17 protein-coding genes are annotated in these 16,111 nt (G+C 71.1%); 7 read left to right on the top strand and 10 right to left on the bottom strand.

Features of this window, described 5'->3' with window-relative positions:
* Positions 1-65 precede the first annotated feature (65 nt).
* The 5 genes from ACFQPD_RS09040 to ACFQPD_RS09020 are packed head-to-tail and all read left to right on the top strand — an operon-like array spanning position 66 to position 4,160.
* Positions 66-1,061 carry a Gfo/Idh/MocA family oxidoreductase gene (locus ACFQPD_RS09040; protein ID WP_068751876.1) on the top strand — a complete coding sequence of 332 codons (996 nt, stop codon included), beginning with the start codon at positions 66-68 and terminating at the stop codon, positions 1,059-1,061.
* Complete coding sequence (locus tag ACFQPD_RS09035) at positions 1,058-2,062, top strand: Gfo/Idh/MocA family protein (protein WP_385900214.1); 1,005 nt, start codon at positions 1,058-1,060, stop codon at positions 2,060-2,062. Before ACFQPD_RS09040 ends, ACFQPD_RS09035 begins: the two co-directional genes overlap by 4 nt.
* 18 nt (positions 2,063-2,080) lie before the next feature.
* Positions 2,081-2,716 (top strand): HAD-IA family hydrolase, encoded by a 636-nt coding sequence (locus tag ACFQPD_RS09030; protein WP_385900212.1) that lies wholly within the window; start codon positions 2,081-2,083, stop codon positions 2,714-2,716.
* 44 nt (positions 2,717-2,760) lie between these two features.
* The gene (gene mshB, locus ACFQPD_RS09025; RefSeq protein ID WP_385900210.1) at positions 2,761-3,663 is read left to right on the top strand and encodes an N-acetyl-1-D-myo-inositol-2-amino-2-deoxy-alpha-D-glucopyranoside deacetylase; all 903 of its coding nucleotides are present in this window, start codon (positions 2,761-2,763) and stop codon (positions 3,661-3,663) included.
* 32 nt (positions 3,664-3,695) lie between these two features.
* A complete protein-coding gene (locus ACFQPD_RS09020; RefSeq protein WP_385900209.1) occupies positions 3,696-4,160 on the top strand; it encodes a hypothetical protein in 465 nt (154 codons plus the stop codon).
* A 1-nt stretch (position 4,161) separates the two neighbouring features.
* On the opposite strand, the gene ACFQPD_RS09015 is transcribed toward ACFQPD_RS09020, so the two are convergent.
* From ACFQPD_RS09015 to ACFQPD_RS08980, 8 genes are all read right to left on the bottom strand, one after another.
* Positions 4,162-4,758: a CE1759 family FMN reductase gene (locus ACFQPD_RS09015; RefSeq protein ID WP_385900208.1), complete on the bottom strand. Its 597-nt coding sequence runs from the start codon at positions 4,756-4,758 to the stop codon at positions 4,162-4,164.
* Positions 4,759-4,769: 11 nt separating this feature from the next.
* Positions 4,770-5,924, bottom strand: coding sequence for an LLM class flavin-dependent oxidoreductase (locus tag ACFQPD_RS09010; RefSeq protein WP_385900206.1), 1,155 nt, complete (start codon positions 5,922-5,924; stop codon positions 4,770-4,772).
* 67 nt (positions 5,925-5,991) lie between these two features.
* Positions 5,992-6,525 (bottom strand): hypothetical protein, encoded by a 534-nt coding sequence (locus ACFQPD_RS09005; protein WP_385900205.1) that lies wholly within the window; start codon positions 6,523-6,525, stop codon positions 5,992-5,994.
* Positions 6,526-6,541: 16 nt separating this feature from the next.
* Positions 6,542-7,618, bottom strand: a complete 1,077-nt coding sequence (locus tag ACFQPD_RS09000; protein WP_385900204.1) for a branched-chain amino acid aminotransferase — start codon at positions 7,616-7,618, stop codon at positions 6,542-6,544.
* 30 nt (positions 7,619-7,648) lie between these two features.
* On the bottom strand, positions 7,649-8,716 hold the full coding sequence (locus tag ACFQPD_RS08995; protein ID WP_385900203.1) for a serine hydrolase domain-containing protein: 1,068 nt from the start codon (positions 8,714-8,716) through the stop codon (positions 7,649-7,651).
* Positions 8,706-10,289: an ABC-F family ATP-binding cassette domain-containing protein gene (locus ACFQPD_RS08990; RefSeq protein ID WP_385900202.1), complete on the bottom strand. Its 1,584-nt coding sequence runs from the start codon at positions 10,287-10,289 to the stop codon at positions 8,706-8,708. The genes ACFQPD_RS08995 and ACFQPD_RS08990 overlap by 11 nt, the downstream gene beginning before the upstream one ends.
* Before the next feature lie 169 nt (positions 10,290-10,458).
* Positions 10,459-10,875 carry a hypothetical protein gene (locus tag ACFQPD_RS08985; protein ID WP_385900201.1) on the bottom strand — a complete coding sequence of 139 codons (417 nt, stop codon included), beginning with the start codon at positions 10,873-10,875 and terminating at the stop codon, positions 10,459-10,461.
* A 45-nt stretch (positions 10,876-10,920) separates the two neighbouring features.
* Entirely contained in the window at positions 10,921-11,649 is a 729-nt protein-coding gene (locus ACFQPD_RS08980; RefSeq protein WP_385900199.1) for an SDR family oxidoreductase, read from the bottom strand.
* A 112-nt stretch (positions 11,650-11,761) separates the two neighbouring features.
* On the opposite strand from ACFQPD_RS08980, the gene ACFQPD_RS08975 reads away from it, so the two are divergent.
* Complete coding sequence (locus ACFQPD_RS08975) at positions 11,762-13,462, top strand: fumarate hydratase (protein WP_385900198.1); 1,701 nt, start codon at positions 11,762-11,764, stop codon at positions 13,460-13,462.
* Positions 13,463-13,563: 101 nt separating this feature from the next.
* Positions 13,564-13,929 carry a hypothetical protein gene (locus ACFQPD_RS08970; RefSeq protein ID WP_385900197.1) on the top strand — a complete coding sequence of 122 codons (366 nt, stop codon included), beginning with the start codon at positions 13,564-13,566 and terminating at the stop codon, positions 13,927-13,929.
* Between the two features lie 17 nt (positions 13,930-13,946).
* On the opposite strand, the gene ACFQPD_RS08965 is transcribed toward ACFQPD_RS08970, so the two are convergent.
* Both ACFQPD_RS08965 and ACFQPD_RS08960 read right to left on the bottom strand, forming a co-directional pair.
* Positions 13,947-14,612 carry a response regulator transcription factor gene (locus ACFQPD_RS08965; protein ID WP_385900196.1) on the bottom strand — a complete coding sequence of 222 codons (666 nt, stop codon included), beginning with the start codon at positions 14,610-14,612 and terminating at the stop codon, positions 13,947-13,949.
* On the bottom strand, positions 14,609-16,063 hold the full coding sequence (locus ACFQPD_RS08960) for a sensor histidine kinase (RefSeq protein WP_385900194.1): 1,455 nt from the start codon (positions 16,061-16,063) through the stop codon (positions 14,609-14,611). The genes ACFQPD_RS08965 and ACFQPD_RS08960 overlap by 4 nt, the downstream gene beginning before the upstream one ends.
* Between the last annotated feature and the right edge of the window lie 48 nt (positions 16,064-16,111).

The following is a 16,111-nucleotide window of genomic DNA, read 5'->3' as shown; positions in this document are numbered from 1 at the left end:
TCCGGCCTCTTCCCCACCGACGGCGGATCGCGTACGCTGGGATCACCCAAGAAAGGTCAGGACAAATGAGTCTCTCCATCGGGGTCATCGGCGCAGGAATCATGGGCGCCGATCACGCTCAGAATCTCCACCGCTTCATCTCCGGCGCCACCGTCGTCGCCATCGCTGATCCGGACAAAGCGCGCGCCGAAGCGGCCATCGCCGGCATCGCGGGCGCCCGCGTGTACGAGGATCCGCAGCAACTGATCACGGCCGACGACGTGGCCGCCGTGGTCATCGCCTCGCCGGACTTCCTGCACGCCGACCAGGTGAAGGCCTGCCTCGACGCCGGCAAGCACGTACTCGTCGAGAAGCCCCTCGCCTACGACTCCGCCACCTGCGGCGACGTCATCGCGCACCACCGCCGGACGGTGGGCGATGACGTGCCCCGCGTCGCCGTCGGCTTCATGCGCCGCTTCGACCCCGGCTACGTCCAGATGAAGGACGCGCTGCGCTCCCGCCGGCACGGTCGCCCGCTGATGATCCACTCCGTCGGCCGCGGCGTGACGTCGGGCCCGGGCGCGACCAACGAGAGCGTGGTGTTCAACTCCGCCATCCACGACCTCGACCTCATCCCGTGGCTGCTGGACGCCCCCATCACCGAGGTCGCCTGGCACGCCGGACACCCCAGCTCGACGGCCGTCGACCTCGCAGACCCGTTCCTCATCCTGGTGCGCACCGCCGACGGATCGCTCAGCACCGTCGAGGTCTTCCTCAACGCCCGCTACGGCTACGACATCCGGTGCGACGCGGTCTGCGAGACCGGGGTGCTGACCCTGGCTGAGCCCGCGAAACTGCTCGTCAACGCGGACCTGGCCACGTCGACGCCGCTGGCGGCCGACTGGCGGCCCCGGTTCGCCGACGCCTACCGCCTCGAGCTGCAGGAGTGGGTCGACGCCGTGCGCGCCGGACGCCCGTCGACGCTGGCCACCCTCGCGGACGCCGAGCGGGCCACGCTGGTCGGCGAGGCCGTCGTCGAGTCGATGTACTCGGGTGGGCGGTTCGTCGAGGTCGATCGGTGAGGCGGCTCCCCGAGCCACGACCCGCCGGCGAGGTGCCCAGCCTGCGTTGGGGCATCCTCGGCACCGGCTGGATCGCCCACCAGTTCGTCTCCACCCTCCTCGCCAACACTGCCCAACGGGTGGTCGCGGTGGGGTCGCGCACGATGGGGCGGTCGCGGGAGTTCGCCGACCAGTTCGGCATCGATGCGGCCTTCGGCTCCTACGAGGACCTGGTCGCGGCGGACGTCGACGTCGTCTACGTCGCCACCGGTCACCTGGACCACCTGGAGCACGCGCGGCTCGCGCTCGAGGCCGGCAAGGCGGTCCTGGTCGAGAAGCCGATGACCCCGCGGCTCGCGGACACCGCCGCCCTCGTCGAGCTGGCCCGGTCCCGCGGCCTGTTCTGCATGGAGGCACTGTGGACGCTGGCGCTGCCGCGCTACGACGTCGTGCGGCAGGTCCTCGACTCCGGCCTGCTCGGCACCGTCGAGTCCGTGTCCGCGGAGATGGGCGAGTACCTCGTCGACCACCACCGCGCCATGGACCCGGCGCAGGCCGGCGGCGCGATGAACGACCTGGGCACCTACCCGCTCATGTTCGTGGACTGGGTGCTCCCCGGCCTCGACGTCGTCGCGGCCACCGGGCAGCGCCACGCCACGGGCTCCGTCGGCCAGTTCGCCGCCCTCCTCACCGACGACGCCGCGCGGCAGGTGACGGTGCACGCGTCGATGGTTGCCGACACCCCGACCACCGCCGTCATCGCGGGCTCGGACGCGACGCTGGTCCTCGACGGGCCGTTCTACCACCCGGGCCCCGTCGAAGTGCGGTTCCGCGACGGCGAGGTCCTGCGCTGGGAGGAGGAGCGCGTCGCGCACGTGGGCCTGTTCCACGAGGCGGTCGAGGTGGCGCGCTGCATCGGCGCCGGCCTGACCGAGTCTCCCGTCCGGCCGTTGGACGCCACCCTGAGCACCATCGCGTTGATGGAGCGCGCCCGCGATCTCATGGGCGACCCCCTCCCCTGACGCCTAGGCTTGGTTGCCATGTACCGACACGTGTTCTGGGACATGGGGGGCACCCTCGTCGACACCTACCCGCAGCTCGACCGCGCGCTGGCTGATGTCGTCGCCGATCACGGCGGCTCGGTCGACGTCCACGAGGTGTCGCGGCTGACGCGGGTGTCGACGGGGCACGCCGTTGCGCACCTCTCTGCACGCTTCGGCGTACCGGAGGCCGCGTTCGAAGCCGCCGAGGAGGCGCTGAAGGCCCGCTGGCGGGCCACCCCGGCCCCCGCGATGCCCGGCGCCGCGGCCCTGCTGCACGACGTGCGCGCTGCCGGCGGCCTCAACCTCGTCGTGACGCATCGCGACCGCACCAGCGCCGAGTCCCTGCTCACCGGGATCGGCCTGGAGGTCGACGACCTGATCTCCACCGCCGACGGCTATCCGCGCAAGCCGGACCCGGCGATGTACCGCGCGATGCTGGAGCGGCACGGTCTCGATCGCGCCCAGTGCCTGGCGGTCGGTGACCGGCCCATCGACGCCGAGGCGGCCGCCGGCGCGGGGCTCGCCACCGCGACGCTGGAGTCACCCGAGGCCCCCGTCGACGACGAGGCGGACCACTCCGTCGCAACCCTCGACGAGCTCCGTCCGCTGCTCGGGCTCGCACCAGCCCGGTAGTTGAAGCTTGGATTACCCTCGGCAGGGCGCGTAGACTGTCCGCCGTGAACCACCGACTTCTTCTCGTCCACGCCCACCCCGACGACGAGTCCAGCCAGTCCGTCGCCACCATGGCGCGCTACCTGGACGAGGGCGGCCAGGTCACGCTCGTGACCTGCACCCTGGGCGAGCTGGGCGAGATCATGCTCCCCGAGTGGCAGCACTACACGCCTTCCGAGCTCGGCCAGCACCGCATGTCGGAGATCGATCAGGCGCTCCGCGAGGTGGGGGTCACGGACCACGTCTACCTCGGCGGTCCGGGCCGCTACCACGACTCCGGCATGACCACCGGGCCCGACGGCCGCGCGGCCGTCCCCGACACCATGCCGGACAACGCGTTCTGGCGCGCCGACCTCCTCGAGGCCGCGGACCACCTGGTGGAGGTCATCCGGGACCGCCGGCCACAGGTCGCCGTCACCTACGACCCGCACGGCAACTACGGCCACCCCGACCACATCCAGGCGCACCGGGTGCTGATGTACGCCAGCGTGCTCGCGGCGTCGCCGTCGCACCGGCCGGACCTGGGCGCGCCCTGGGAGATCCAGCGCATCGTGTGGAACACGCACAACACGCAGCGCTGGGTGGAGGCGTACGCCATCGCCAAGGAGCGCGGGCTCGAGCTGTGGCCCGAGGAGGAGCGCGGCGCGGACAGCTTCGGCCCGGACCCCGCTCAGATCGTCGCGGTGATCGAGACGGCGCCCTGGCTCGAGGTGTGCCGCCGGGCGCTGGGCGCGCACCGCAGCCAGGTCGACATCGAGCATCCGTTCTGGCAGTTCTACCGGATCATGCAGGAGTTGCCGGGCTCCGGCGAGGCCTACCTGCTGGGGGCAGGGGAGCCGTTCCCCGAGAGCGACGCGCCCGCGACCTGCCTGTTCGCCGGACTGGACGACGAGGCCGCCGCCTGCTGATCGGTCGCCCACCGGCCTCTAGAGTGGACGGCATGGGTTCCCGGGTCAGTGCCGTCGTCCTCGCGATCCTCGCGCTCGCCGTCACGGCGTGCGCCGACGACGGGTCCGCGCCCAGCGCCCCTCCCGTCCCGGCCACATCCTCGGAGGCGCAGCCGTCGGGCGAGGTGTTCACCGGCGAGGTGAACACCGAGGAGATCACGGTGGGCCCGCAGACCGTGCGGGTACCCGTCGGCATCCGCCTGCCCGAGGACTCGCTGGTGACCAGCGCCGACGAGGTGAGCGTCATGGTCGCCGACGAGGATCCGGCCGCGGTGCTGGACGCCGTGCGCGCCAGCGCGGAGGAGTCCGCTTACGAGGTCTTCGCGACGCCGTCGCCGGACACCACGGTGTGGGTCGGCAACGGCAACGCGGTCGTGCTCATGGCCATCCCGTCGGCCCAGATCCTGACCTGGGGGCCCGAATCGATGGCGGAGGCGCTCGCCCAGCCGCAGGGCTGACTCAGCCGGCGAGCAGCTGCTGGAAGTCGACGAACCCCGCGGTCTCCCGTGAGGATCGACGCCCGGCGCCCGCGACGGCGTCGGCGAGTTCCGCCGAACCCCTCGCCACGCGCGTTCGCAAGGCAGCGGACCCCGCCCCGAAGTCGGCGGTCGCGGCGAAGATCGCCGTGCGCACCGGCTCGGCGCCGAGGTAGCTGAACAGCGGCCGCATCGCGAACTCCAGCATCAGCGAGTGCCGCTCGGTGCCGCCGGTCGCGGCCAGCAGCACGGGCGTGCCGGCGAGCGTGTCCGGTTCCAGGATGTCGAAGAAGCTCTTCACCAACCCGCTGATGGAGGCGGAGAAGGTCGGGGAGACGACGACCAGCGCGTCGGCCTCGGCCACGGCGTCGACGACGCGGGCCAACTCCCCGGTCGGGAAGCCGGTGAGCATCGCGTCCATGACGGGGTGCGCGAGCTCGCGCAGCTCGACGACGGTCTCCTCCAGCGCCTCGCCGCGGGCGGCGAGGTCGTCGCGGAGGTGGGCGAGGATGTCGTCGGCGAGGACACGGGTGGACGACGGCGTGCCGAGGCCGCCGGAGATCACGACGATGCGAGACATGGGGTCCTTCCTCAGAGCTTGTTGTCGTCCTCGGCGCGGGTGCCGGTCCAGCGGTCGACCGACGGTTCGGTCCGCTCCGGCGCCGCCACGGCCCCGCGCGCCGCGACCAGCGACGCATGCGTCGGCGCGTCCGGGACGTGGGCCGGCTTCAGCGCCGCGAACTCCTTGCGCAGCACGGGCACGACCTCCTCGCCGAGCATGTCGATCTGCTCGAGGACGGTCTTCTGCGGCAGCCCCGCGTGGTCCATGAGGAACAGCTGGCGCTGGTAGTCGCCCACGTACTCGCGGAAGCCCAGGACCCGCTCGATGACCTGCTGCGGGGAGCCGACGGTCAGCGGCGTCTCGCGCGTGAACTCCTCCAGCGACGGGCCGCCGCCGTAGACGGGGGCGTGGTCGAAGTAGGGGCGGAACTCGCGCACGGCGTCCTGGGAGTTCTTCCGCATGAACACCTGCCCGCCGAGCCCGACGATGGCCTGGTCGGCGCGGCCGTGGCCGTAGTGCTCGAAGCGACGGCGGTACAGGTCCACCATGCGGCGCGTGTGGCTGGACGGCCAGAAGATGTTGTTGTGGAAGAAGCCGTCGCCGTAGTACGCGGCCTGCTCGGCGATCTCGGGCGAGCGGATCGAGCCGTGCCACACGAACGGCGGCACGCCGTCGAGCGGCCGCGGGGTCGCGGTGAAGCCGTGCAGCGGGGTGCGGAACCGTCCCTCCCACCTCACGACGTCCTCGCGCCACAGCTGGTGCAGCAGCGCGTAGTTCTCAACCGCCAAGGCGATGCCGTCGCGGATGTCCTTGCCGAACCACGGGTAGACGGGGCCGGTGTTGCCGCGCCCCATCATGAGGTCGACGCGGCCGCCGGAGAGGTGCTGGACGTAGGCGTAGTCCTCGGCGAGGCGGACCGGATCGTTGGTCGTGATGAGCGTGGTCGCCGTCGAGAGGATCAGCCGCTCGGTGGCCGCCGCGAGGTAGGCCATGAGGATCGGCGGGTTGCCGGGCGCCACGAAGGGCGGGTTGTGGTGCTCGCCCGTGGCGAAGACGTCGAGGCCCGCCTCCTCAGCCTTCTTCGCCAGTTCGACCGTGGCGCGGATGCGCTCGTGCTCCGACGGCGTGCGGCCCGTGGTGGGGTCCGTCGTGACGTCGCCGATGGTGAAGATGCCGAACTGCATGTGGTGCTCCCAACCGTGTTGTGTGCCTGTCTACGGTAACACAACAAGTTGAAAGTAAAACTATTCCTCAGGCGGTGCGGTGCCTGTTCATCTGCCAGACGACCAGTCCGACGACGACCGCCACCACCCCAAGCCCACCGATCGCGAGGACGCCCAGCAGCGCGAACACGACGGCGACGATGTGGCCGACGTCCAGCGGCGGCGCGACGATCAGCCCGTCCTCGACGCACGCCACCGTGTACTCACCCGCAGGCTGGCCGGGTCCGCCGATCTTCGCGATCGACTCGTAGGAGACGCCGTCGACCGGGAACGAGTAGGTGTCGCCGCGCAGCTCGATGTCGGGCACCTGCTCGGTGGGGCCGGTGATGTCGCAGGTCGGCATCATGCGCCGCGGGGCGTACAGGATGAGGGTCTCGCCGTCGTCGATGGCGACGACGGTGTCGCCGGCGACTGACTTGATGTCCGACGGCGCGGGGACCATCTCGCTGAAGCCCCGGCCCACCCACACGCCGAGCGCCACGGCCACGACGAGCAGCCCCGCCCCGACCGCAGCCAGGACCGGGGCCCACGGCCGGCGTCGCGGCGGCGGGGGGATGCTCATGACGTCACGGGCCTGGTCAGCCGACCTTCCGGGTCCAGCCGAACTTGTCCTCGGCCCGCCCGAACTGGATGTCCACCAGGTGCTGGCGGATCTCGCGCGTCTTGGTGCCCGGCGTGCCGTCGGCCACGGTCTGGACGCCGCGGTCCGGCGAGTTGAACCCGGTGATCGGGGTGACGACGGCGGCCGTGCCGCACGCGAACACCTCGGGGATGCGGCCGGACTCCACGCCGTCGAGGACCTCGTCCACCGAGATGGGCCGCTCGACGGCCTCCAAACCGTGCTCCGCGGCGAGGGCCAGGATGGACTCGCGGGTCACGCCGGCGAGGATGGAGCCGAGCGACGGGGTGAGGAGCTGGCCGTCGTCGGTGACGAACATGATGTTCATCGTGCCGCACTCCTCAACCCACTTGTGCTCGGCACCGTCGGTCCACAGGACCTGGCCGCAGCCGTTGGCCGCGGCCTCCTGCGTGGCGACCAGGCTGGCCGCGTAGTTGCCGCCGCACTTCGCTGTGCCGGTTCCGCCGGGAGCCGCGCGCGTGTAGTTCGGGGTGATCCACAGCTTGACCGGCTCCGAGTAGTACGGGCCGGCCGGGGTCGCGATGACGGCGAAGCGGTAGGTGTTCGCCTCACGCACGCCCAGGTACGGCTCGGACGCGATCATGAACGGCCGCAGGTAGAGGCTCTGCTCGTTCTCGCCGACGGGGACCCAGTCGCGCTCCAGCTCGACGAGCTCGTTGACCGACGCCAGGAACAGCCCCTCCGGCAGGACGGCCATGCCCATGCGCTTCGCGGACTGGACGAACCGCGCGGCGTTGCGCTCGGGGCGGAACAGCCAGATCGAGTCGTCGTCGCGGCGGTAGGCCTTGAGGCCCTCGAAGATCTCCTGGCCGTAGTGCAGGACCGCCGCGGCGGGGTGCAGCGCCCACTCGCTCATGGGCACGATGCGGGGCTCCTGCCAGCCGTCGCCGGCCTGGTAGTCGATGATCGCCATGTGGTCCACGTAGTAGCGGCCGAACCCGGGGTCGGCGAGCGCCGCGAGCCGGGCGGCGTCCGAGGTGGGGGTCGTGGTGCGGGTGAGCGAGAACATGGCCATGGTCACTGATGGTAGACCGCGCTGCGCGCGCTATCGCGGGCGGTCCACGTCAGCGCCGCTGGGAGGATCGCCCACCTCGTCGGCGTGCTGGAGCGCGGCGTCGAGCAGGCCCGCGACCGCGCCGATCACCGGCCAGGCGCCCTCCGAGCTGTTGCCGAGCACGCTCACCGTGAGCCCACGGACCGGGGCGTGGCTGGACCGGAAGGAGGCCCCGGCGTCGTAGCCCTCGAGGATGAGGACGTCACGGGTCGGGTGGACCCAGAAGCCCATCGCGTACCGCAGCCCTTCGCCGGGGACGTCGTGTCGCGGCCGCGTCATCGCGGCGACAGTGTCCACGGCGACGATCCGTCCCTCCAGGAACGCCGTCCAGAACTGGTGCAGGTCGTCGGCGGTGGTGAATGCTCCGCCGTCGGCATTGCCGAGGACCGGCAGGTGGAGGGTGTTGGCGAGGTCGCCGTCGTCATGGATGTAGCCGACCGCCGCATCCGCCGGGAGCTCGTTGAGCGGCAGGAAACCCGTCCGGGTGAGCCCGGCCGGTTCGAGGACGAGCCGGGTGACCGCCTCGTGGTAGGTGTCGCCGGTGATCCGCTCCAGGATGACGCCGAGGATCATGTAGCCGCTGTTGCAGTAGGAGAAGCGCTCCCCGGGCCGCGACCGCTGCGCGTGACCGTCGAGGAGGGGGAGGAACGCCTCGGCCGTCGTGAGGGTGTGGACGGGGACCGTGAGGACGTGATCCGAGACCTCCCAGTCACCGTCCTCGTCGAGATAGTCGCCGATCCCCGACGTGTGGGTGAGGAGGTGCTCGACCGTCACGGCTGCGTCGATGAGCGGGAGATCCGCCCCGAGCATCTCCCGAACGGGCTGGTCGAGCCGGAGCCGCCCGTCGTCCACCAGCCGCATGACGGCCAGGGCGGTGAAGGCCTTGGATCCGCTCGCCACCGCGATCCGGGTGTCAACGGTCATGGGCACGCGATGCGCGCGATGACGGTAGCCCGCGCATCGTTCCGCGACGCGACGCCCGTCCGCGTGCACGGCGATGACGCCCGTGAACGAGCGCTGCGCCATGGCCCCGTCCAGGCCGGTGAGGTCAATGTCCATCGTCGTTCCTCTCTCTCCGCGCCACATCGTGGGCCTCTACCAGTGTCCCGTCCGAGCCGAGGACCAGGGTGCGGACCGCGCCCAGCCTCGCGAGGAACTCGTCGTCGTGCGACACAACGAGCAGTCCCCCGCGGTACTCGGCCAGAGCGCCGACGAGGACCTCGACGGTGGCGAGGTCGAGGTTGTTGGTGGGTTCGTCGAGAATCAGAAGCTCCGCCGGCGGCTCGGCCAGCAGGAGGGCGGCGAGCGCGGCCCGGAACCGCTCGCCGCCGGAGAGGGTGCCGAGCGGGCGGAGAACGGAGTCGCCCCGCAGACCGAAGCGCGCCAACCGGTTGCGGATCTTCGCGGGCTCGACGGCGGGGGCCGCGGCGCGGACGCAGTCGAGGACGGCAAGCGCGTCGTCGAGGTGGTCCAGGCGCTGCGGCAGGTAGCCGACGCGGGCGCTGATCGATCTCACCAGCGACTCCACCAGCCTCGTCTTCCCCACGCCGTTGGGGCCGACGAGCGCGACGCGTTCCGGGCCCTGGATGACGTGCACGGTCCCGGCGGCGTCGACGATCTCCGCCAGCCGCCGTCCGGCTCCGACACCAGGGTCGGGCAGGTCGATGCGGACCCGCTCGTCGTCGCGCACCCTGGCCTCGGCGTCCTCGACGGCGGACCTGGCCGCGGCGATCTTGGCGTCGAACTCGCCACGGGCCTTCCCCACCGCCCTCTCGGAGCGGTTGGCGTAGAAGTCGCGAGCGGCTTTGCTGACCCCGCGCTCAGCCGCCGGCTTGCCGGCATTCTCCCGTCTGGCTAGGCGCTTCTCCGCCTCGATCTTCTGCCGACGCTCGGTTCGGAGCTGCTGTTCGGCGGCCCGGAGCGCCCGCTGGGCGGCCTCCTGAGCGATCGCGACCGACTCTCGGTACACATCCCACGTCCCACCGAACACCGCGACCCCGCCGTCGCGGACCTCCACGATCTGGTGGACGCGACGCAGCAGCGCGACGTCGTGACTGACGACGACGACCGTCCCGCGCCAGCGTGACAGGAGCTCGTAGACCCGAGCGCGGGTGTCGCGGTCGAGGTTGTTGGTGGGTTCGTCGAGCAGCACGACGTCGAGGCGCCGCACCGCGAGACCGACGAGCGCCACGAGCATCGCCTCACCACCAGAGAGAGTGCCCACCGGGCGGTCGAGGTCAAGGTCCAGCCCGACGCCCGCCAACTCCGCGACGGCGCGGGCCTCGACGTCCCAGTCATCGCCCACCGCGTCGAAGTGGGCGGGGTCGACGTCTCCGGCCACGATGGCCCGCAGCGCGTCGACGCCGGCCCGGATGCCGAGCAGGTCCGCGACGGTGTCGCCGGTGCGCAGAATGAGGTTCTGCGGCAGGACCCCGACCGCCCCCTCCACGGTGACGCTGCCCGCCGTCGGGGTCAGCTCGCCGGTGATGAGCCGAAGCAGGGTGGACTTCCCCGATCCGTTGTCGCCGACGATGCCCGTCACACCCGGCGAGAAGGCGAGCGTCACGTCGTCGAGGCAGGGGGAGCCGTCCGGCCAGGCGAGGCGGACGCGGTTGAACGTGACAGAAAACACAAGAACTCCGATCGATCAGCGGGTGCGCTGAGACCGGAGCGAGAGCTCGACGGCGTCAGCGCAGGGGTGCGGTGCCGATCAGATCTGTCATCGCGATTCTCTCCTCGGGCGGGGACACGACTCGCCCATGATGCCACGAAAAGCGCAGCGGGGCAGCAGCGCGGGGTGCTCAGTCCTGCTTGATCTCGCCGGCGAGCACCCAGGCCAGGAACTCCTTGAGATCGCCCGTCTCACCGTCGCGGCCGCCGCGGCCGATGACCAGCGGCGCGAGCGTCGGCTCCAGCTTCACACCGCGCACCCGCTCCATCAGCCCGCCGGGAACGGTCATCGTGTAGTAGTTGCCGTCGACGTCGATGGCCACCGAGTGGTTGTTGCGCAGGTACCACCCGACCTTGTCGGTCTTGACGACGTGGCCGCTGAGCAGCGTCGCCTTCAGCAGCCGCGGCTCGATCCCCCGGGCCCGCGCCTCCGCGATGAACTCGTCGATGAGCACCTTCGCCTGGGCGGCCTCGGCCCGGGCGTGCCCCTGGCTCAGTTCGTGCCTGATCCGGGCCGCCCGCTGCCTGTCGCTCAGTTCCTCCGCCACGCCGTCAGCCTAGACGGGTCCACCGCTCGCGCCACCCCGGGCCGATCAGATCGTGAAGCCGCCGTCGACCACGATCTCCTGGCCCGTGATGTACGCCGCCTCGTTCGACGCCAGGAACGCGATCGCGGCGGCAACCTCGGCCGGGGCCCCGAACCGCCGCGCCGGGATGGACTCCTGCACGCGGCGTGCCTCGGCCGCGTCGGAGTGGAGCCGCTTGAGCCGTTCGGTGGCGGTGTAGCCCGGCGCGACGGCGTTGCACGTCACGCCGTCGGCGGCGACCTCCAGCGACAGCGTGCGCAGGTGGTTGGTCACCGCAGCCCGCATCGCGTTGCTGACGGGCAGGTTCAGCGCCGGGCGGCGCACCGTCAGGCTCGTGATGGCGATGATCCGGCCCCAGCCGCGCTCCCGCATGCCGGCCAGGACGCCGTCGACAAGCCGCACCGTCGACATGAACGTCGTCTCGAAGCCGGTGGCCCACGCCTCCTCGTCCACCTGGCTCGGCAGCCCGGGCGGCGGCCCTCCGGCGTTGCTGACCAGAATGTCGACGTCGCCCGCCGCGTCGACCGCCCGCTGCACGTCGACGAGGCGGCTGACATCGGCGGGCACCCAGCGGGCGCCGATGCGTTCGGCCGCGGCGCGCAACTCCTCCGGCCGTCTGGCCGCGATGGTCACCTCGGCGCCGAGCTCACGCAGCTGCCGCGCGGCCTCGAACCCGATCCCCCGGCTCGCGCCGGTCACGAGCGCGCGCTTCCCGTCCAGCCTGAACATCGTCATGGGACAAAACTACTCCCCGCGCGGGCCCGGCGTTACCCCCAAACGACCCCCACCGTCGGTCGCTGCGAACCGGTCTGCGAGACTGGTCGGACCGTTCGCTGAGGGAGGTCCCATGCCCGAGTTCCGCTACGTCGACATGCTGCCGATCGGGCACGACGAGACGCCCTACCGGCTGCTCACCACCGAGGGTGTGGAGACGGTGGAGGGCCCCGAGGGGCGGCAGTTCCTCAAGGTCGCTCCCGAGGCGCTGACGCTGCTGGCCGAGACGGCCATGCACGACATCGCGCACTACCTGCGCCCCGCCCACCTCCAGCAGCTGCGCACCATCCTCGACGACCCCGAGGCCTCCCCCAACGACAAGTTCGTGGCCCTGGACCTCATGAAGAACGCCAACATCGCCGCCGGGGGCGTGCTCCCGATGTGCCAGGACACCGGCACCGCGATCATCATGGGCAAGCGCGGCCAGCAGGTCCTCACCGAGGGCACCGACGAGCGTCCCCTGTCGATGGGCGTGTTCAACGCCTACACCACCCTCAACCTGCGCTACTCGCAGAACGCGCCGCTGACCATGTGGGAAGAGAAGAACACCGGCTCCAACCTGCCCGCGCAGATCGAGCTGTACGCCGACACGGCGGTCGGCCACGAAAACTCCTACAAGTTCCTGTTCATGGCCAAGGGCGGCGGTTCGGCGAACAAGAGCTACCTGTACCAGGAGACGAAGGCGGTCCTGAACCCCGCGTCGATGATGACCTTCCTGGAGGAGAAGCTCCGCTCGCTCGGCACCGCGGCCTGCCCGCCCTACCACCTGGCGATCGTGGTCGGCGGGACGTCGGCCGAGTTCGCGCTGAAGACCGCGAAGTACGCCTCCGCGAAGTACCTCGACACGCTGCCCACGGAGGGCTCGATGGCGGCCCACGGCTTCCGCGACGTGGAGCTGGAGAACGAGGTCCTCGAACTCACCCGCAAGCTCGGCATCGGCGCGCAGTTCGGCGGCAAGTACTTCTGCCACGACGTCCGCGTCATCCGGCTGCCGCGTCACGGCGCGTCGCTGCCGGTCGCGATCGCCGTCAGCTGCTCCGCGGACCGGCAGTGCCTGGGCAAGATCACCCCGGACGGCGTGTTCATCGAGCAGCTCGAGTTCGACCCCGCCCGCTTCATGCCCGAGCACGTCGACGAGGAGCTCGACGCGCAGACCGACGGCATCACCGGCACCGGTCAGGGCGCGGCGGTCCGCATCGACCTCAACCGGCCCATGCCCGAGATCCTCGACGAACTGCGCAAGCACCCCGTCAAGACACGCGTGATGCTCAACGGGCCGCTCATCGTCGCGCGCGACATCGCGCACGCGAAGATCAAGGAGCGCCTCGACGCCGGGGAGCCCATGCCGCAGTACCTCAAGGACCACCCCGTCTACTACGCCGGGCCCGCGAAGACGCCCGAGGGCATGGCGTCCGGATCCTTCGGCCCCACCACCGCCGGGCGCATGGATTCGTACGTCGACCAGTTCCAGGCCGCCGGCGGCTCGATGATCATGCTGGCGAAGGGCAACCGCTCCAAGGCCGTCACCGACGCCTGCCACAAGCACGGCGGCTTCTACCTCGGCTCCATCGGCGGCCCCGCTGCCCGGCTGGCGCAGGACTGCATCCGCCACGTCGAGGTCGTCGAATACGAGGAACTCGGTATGGAGGCGGTGTGGCGGATCGAGGTCGAGGACTTCCCAGCCTTCATCATCGTCGACGACAAGGGCAACGACTTCTTCGCCGAGGTGAACAAGCCGATCGCGCTCACCATCCCGAAGCGCGAAGGCCTCTGACCCGCTGAACACCCGCCGATGGCCGGATGAGAGTTTTCTCATCCGGCCATCGTCCGTCCCTCATCGCGATCCTGTTGAGTGGATCGTGGAGGTGGACTGACATGGGGCGCACGCTTGCGGGGCTGCTGGTGATCGTCGGGGTAGTGACCGCGGGGATCTGGGCCGTGGCGTCGATGGTCACGCCGCCGACACCCGCCGAGCGAGAGCCGGCGCTGGTGGTGCCGGCCGCCGCGCCGTCGAGTGCCCCCGGAGCCACGCCGTCGCTCGATCCTGACGCCACCCCGTCGCCCACGCCCTCCGTCACGCCGACCCCCACGGCCCCGTCGCCCACTTCCCCCACGACCACCACATCTCCCGCCACCAGCGACGCCCCCCAGACGGTCCGGCCCCCGAAGCCCAGCTACTACGACGACGATGACGACGACGACCATGATGATGACCGCGACGACGACTCGGACGACGACTGACCCGGCAGCGGGAGCCGTCAGACGAGCCGGTAGCCCATCCCGCGGACCGTCTCGAACCGCTCCTTGCCCAACTTGCCCCGCAGGTACCGCACGTACACGTCGACCACGTTTGAGCCCGGGTCGAAGTCGAACCCCCACACGTTGCTGAGCAGCTGCTCGCGGCTGAGCACCTGTCCGGGATTGCGCAGGAACGTCTCCGCCAGCGCGAACTCGCGGGCCGACAGGTCCACCGACTTGGCGCCCACCGTGGCCCGGCGGGTCCGCAGATCGAGGGTGAGCCCGTTGTGGGAGAGCTGCGTGGGGTCTCCCGCCGACTGCCCGGTGTCGGTGCGCAGGCGCAGCCGGATGCGTGCCAGGAGCTCCTCGAACGAGAAGGGCTTGGGCATGTAGTCGTCGGCGCCGCCCTCCAGGCCGGCCACCCGGTCCGCGACCGAGGACCGCGCGGTCAGCAGGATCACCGGCACCGCGACGCCCTGCCCGCGGATCCGCTCCAACACCTCGAACCCGTCGATGTCCGGCAGGCCCACGTCGAGCACCACCAGGTCGAACCCGCCGTGCACCGCCAGGGTGGCGCCCTCGACGCCGCTGGCCGTCGCGTGGGACGTGAACCCGGCGGACTTCAAGCCCTTCGCGATGAACGCGGCGATCCGCGTCTCGTCCTCGATGATCAGGATCGTGCTCATGTGACGTCGACCTCCTCGCCTGCCCGCTCCGGACCGAGCGGCAGATTGATCGTGAACGTGGATCCGGCGCCAGGCTCGGACTCGATGTCCAGGCGCCCGCCGTGGGCGGCGACGATCGACTCGACGATGCTGAGCCCCAGCCCGGCGCCGGAGGCGTGGGACTGCGCCTCGCTGGTCCTGCCGAACCGCTCCCGCACGACGGCGAGCTGCTCGGGCGCGATCCCGATCCCCTGGTCGCGCACCCACAGTTGCGCCTCGCCGCGGTGCAGCCGCGACCCCAGCGTGATCACGGATCCCGGCGTCGAGTACTTGACGGCGTTGGCCGCCAACTGCAGCCAGGCCTGGGTGATGCGTCCGGGGTCCAGCCACGCCTCCGACGACGCCACGCGGTCAAGCCGCCAGACCCGGTCCCCCAGCGCGCGCGCCTTCTCCAGCGTCTGGTCGGTGAGCGTAGCCAGATCGGACCATTGCGGCCGGACGAAGCCGCTCTCGCCGGCCTTGGCGAGCATGAGCAGGTCGTTGACCAGCACGCCCATCCGGTCCACCTCGTCGAGGACGAGGTCGCGGGTCTGCCGCACATCCGCGGGGTCGTGCGCGTCGATGAGTTCCATGTGCCCGCGGACGACGGTGATCGGGGTGCGCAGCTCGTGGCCCACGTCGTCGAGGAGCTGGCGCTGCCCCTCGACGGAGTGCTGGACCCGGTCGAGCATGCGGTTGATAGTCGCCGACAGTGCGGTGAGGTCGTCATTGCCGCGCAGAGGCACGCGGGTGGTGAGGTCGCGCTCGTCGATGGACTCGGCCGCCTCGCGGAGCTCCTCGATCGGGCGCAGCAGCCGGCCGACCACCAGCCAGGCCAGGAACACCACCAGGGCCAGGGTGACCAGCGCGACGATGGCGTACACGGTCATGGTGCGGCGGAGCTCGGCCTCGGCCAGGTTGCGGTCCACCACGTGGAGCAGGGCTCCAGTCTCGCTGGGGAACTTCACCGGCACCAGGAGAAGGTGGTAGTTCCCCTCGGCCGTGCGGAGCCATTCGAGGATGATCTCGTCGCCCGTCGCCCACGGCGTCGCGGCGGCGATGAGCTCCGGGTCGTCCTCCGGCCGGAGCGGCACGTCCTCAGAGGCCACCCACCTCACCGCGGGGCCCACGAACGCCACCTCACCCTCGCCGGGACCGACGACGGTGCGCTCAAGATAGGTGCGCAACAGCTCGGAGGGTCCCGCGAACGGGGCGCCGGTGGCCGGGTCCACCCCACGGGTCGCCAGCACGCGGAGCTCGTCACGGGAGCGTTCGAGCTGCGCGTCGAGATTGGACGAGATGGCCCGGTCCTGGACGATCGCAACGATCGCGCCCGAGGTGAGCAGCGACAACCCGGCCAGCAGCACCATCGCCCACATGATCCGCGCACGGATGGTCACCCGGGCGGTGCGCGGGGGGTCGGTGGCGGCCATGGCCCCCAGTCTGCCCGCTCCGGTGCCCCCTGCCGGGCGTGGCCGCGT

The organism is Tessaracoccus sp. O5.2 (assembly GCF_964266725.1).
Lineage (GTDB): Bacteria > Actinomycetota > Actinomycetes > Propionibacteriales > Propionibacteriaceae > Arachnia > Arachnia lapidicapta.
This window is presented reverse-complemented; position numbering and strand designations above follow the sequence as displayed.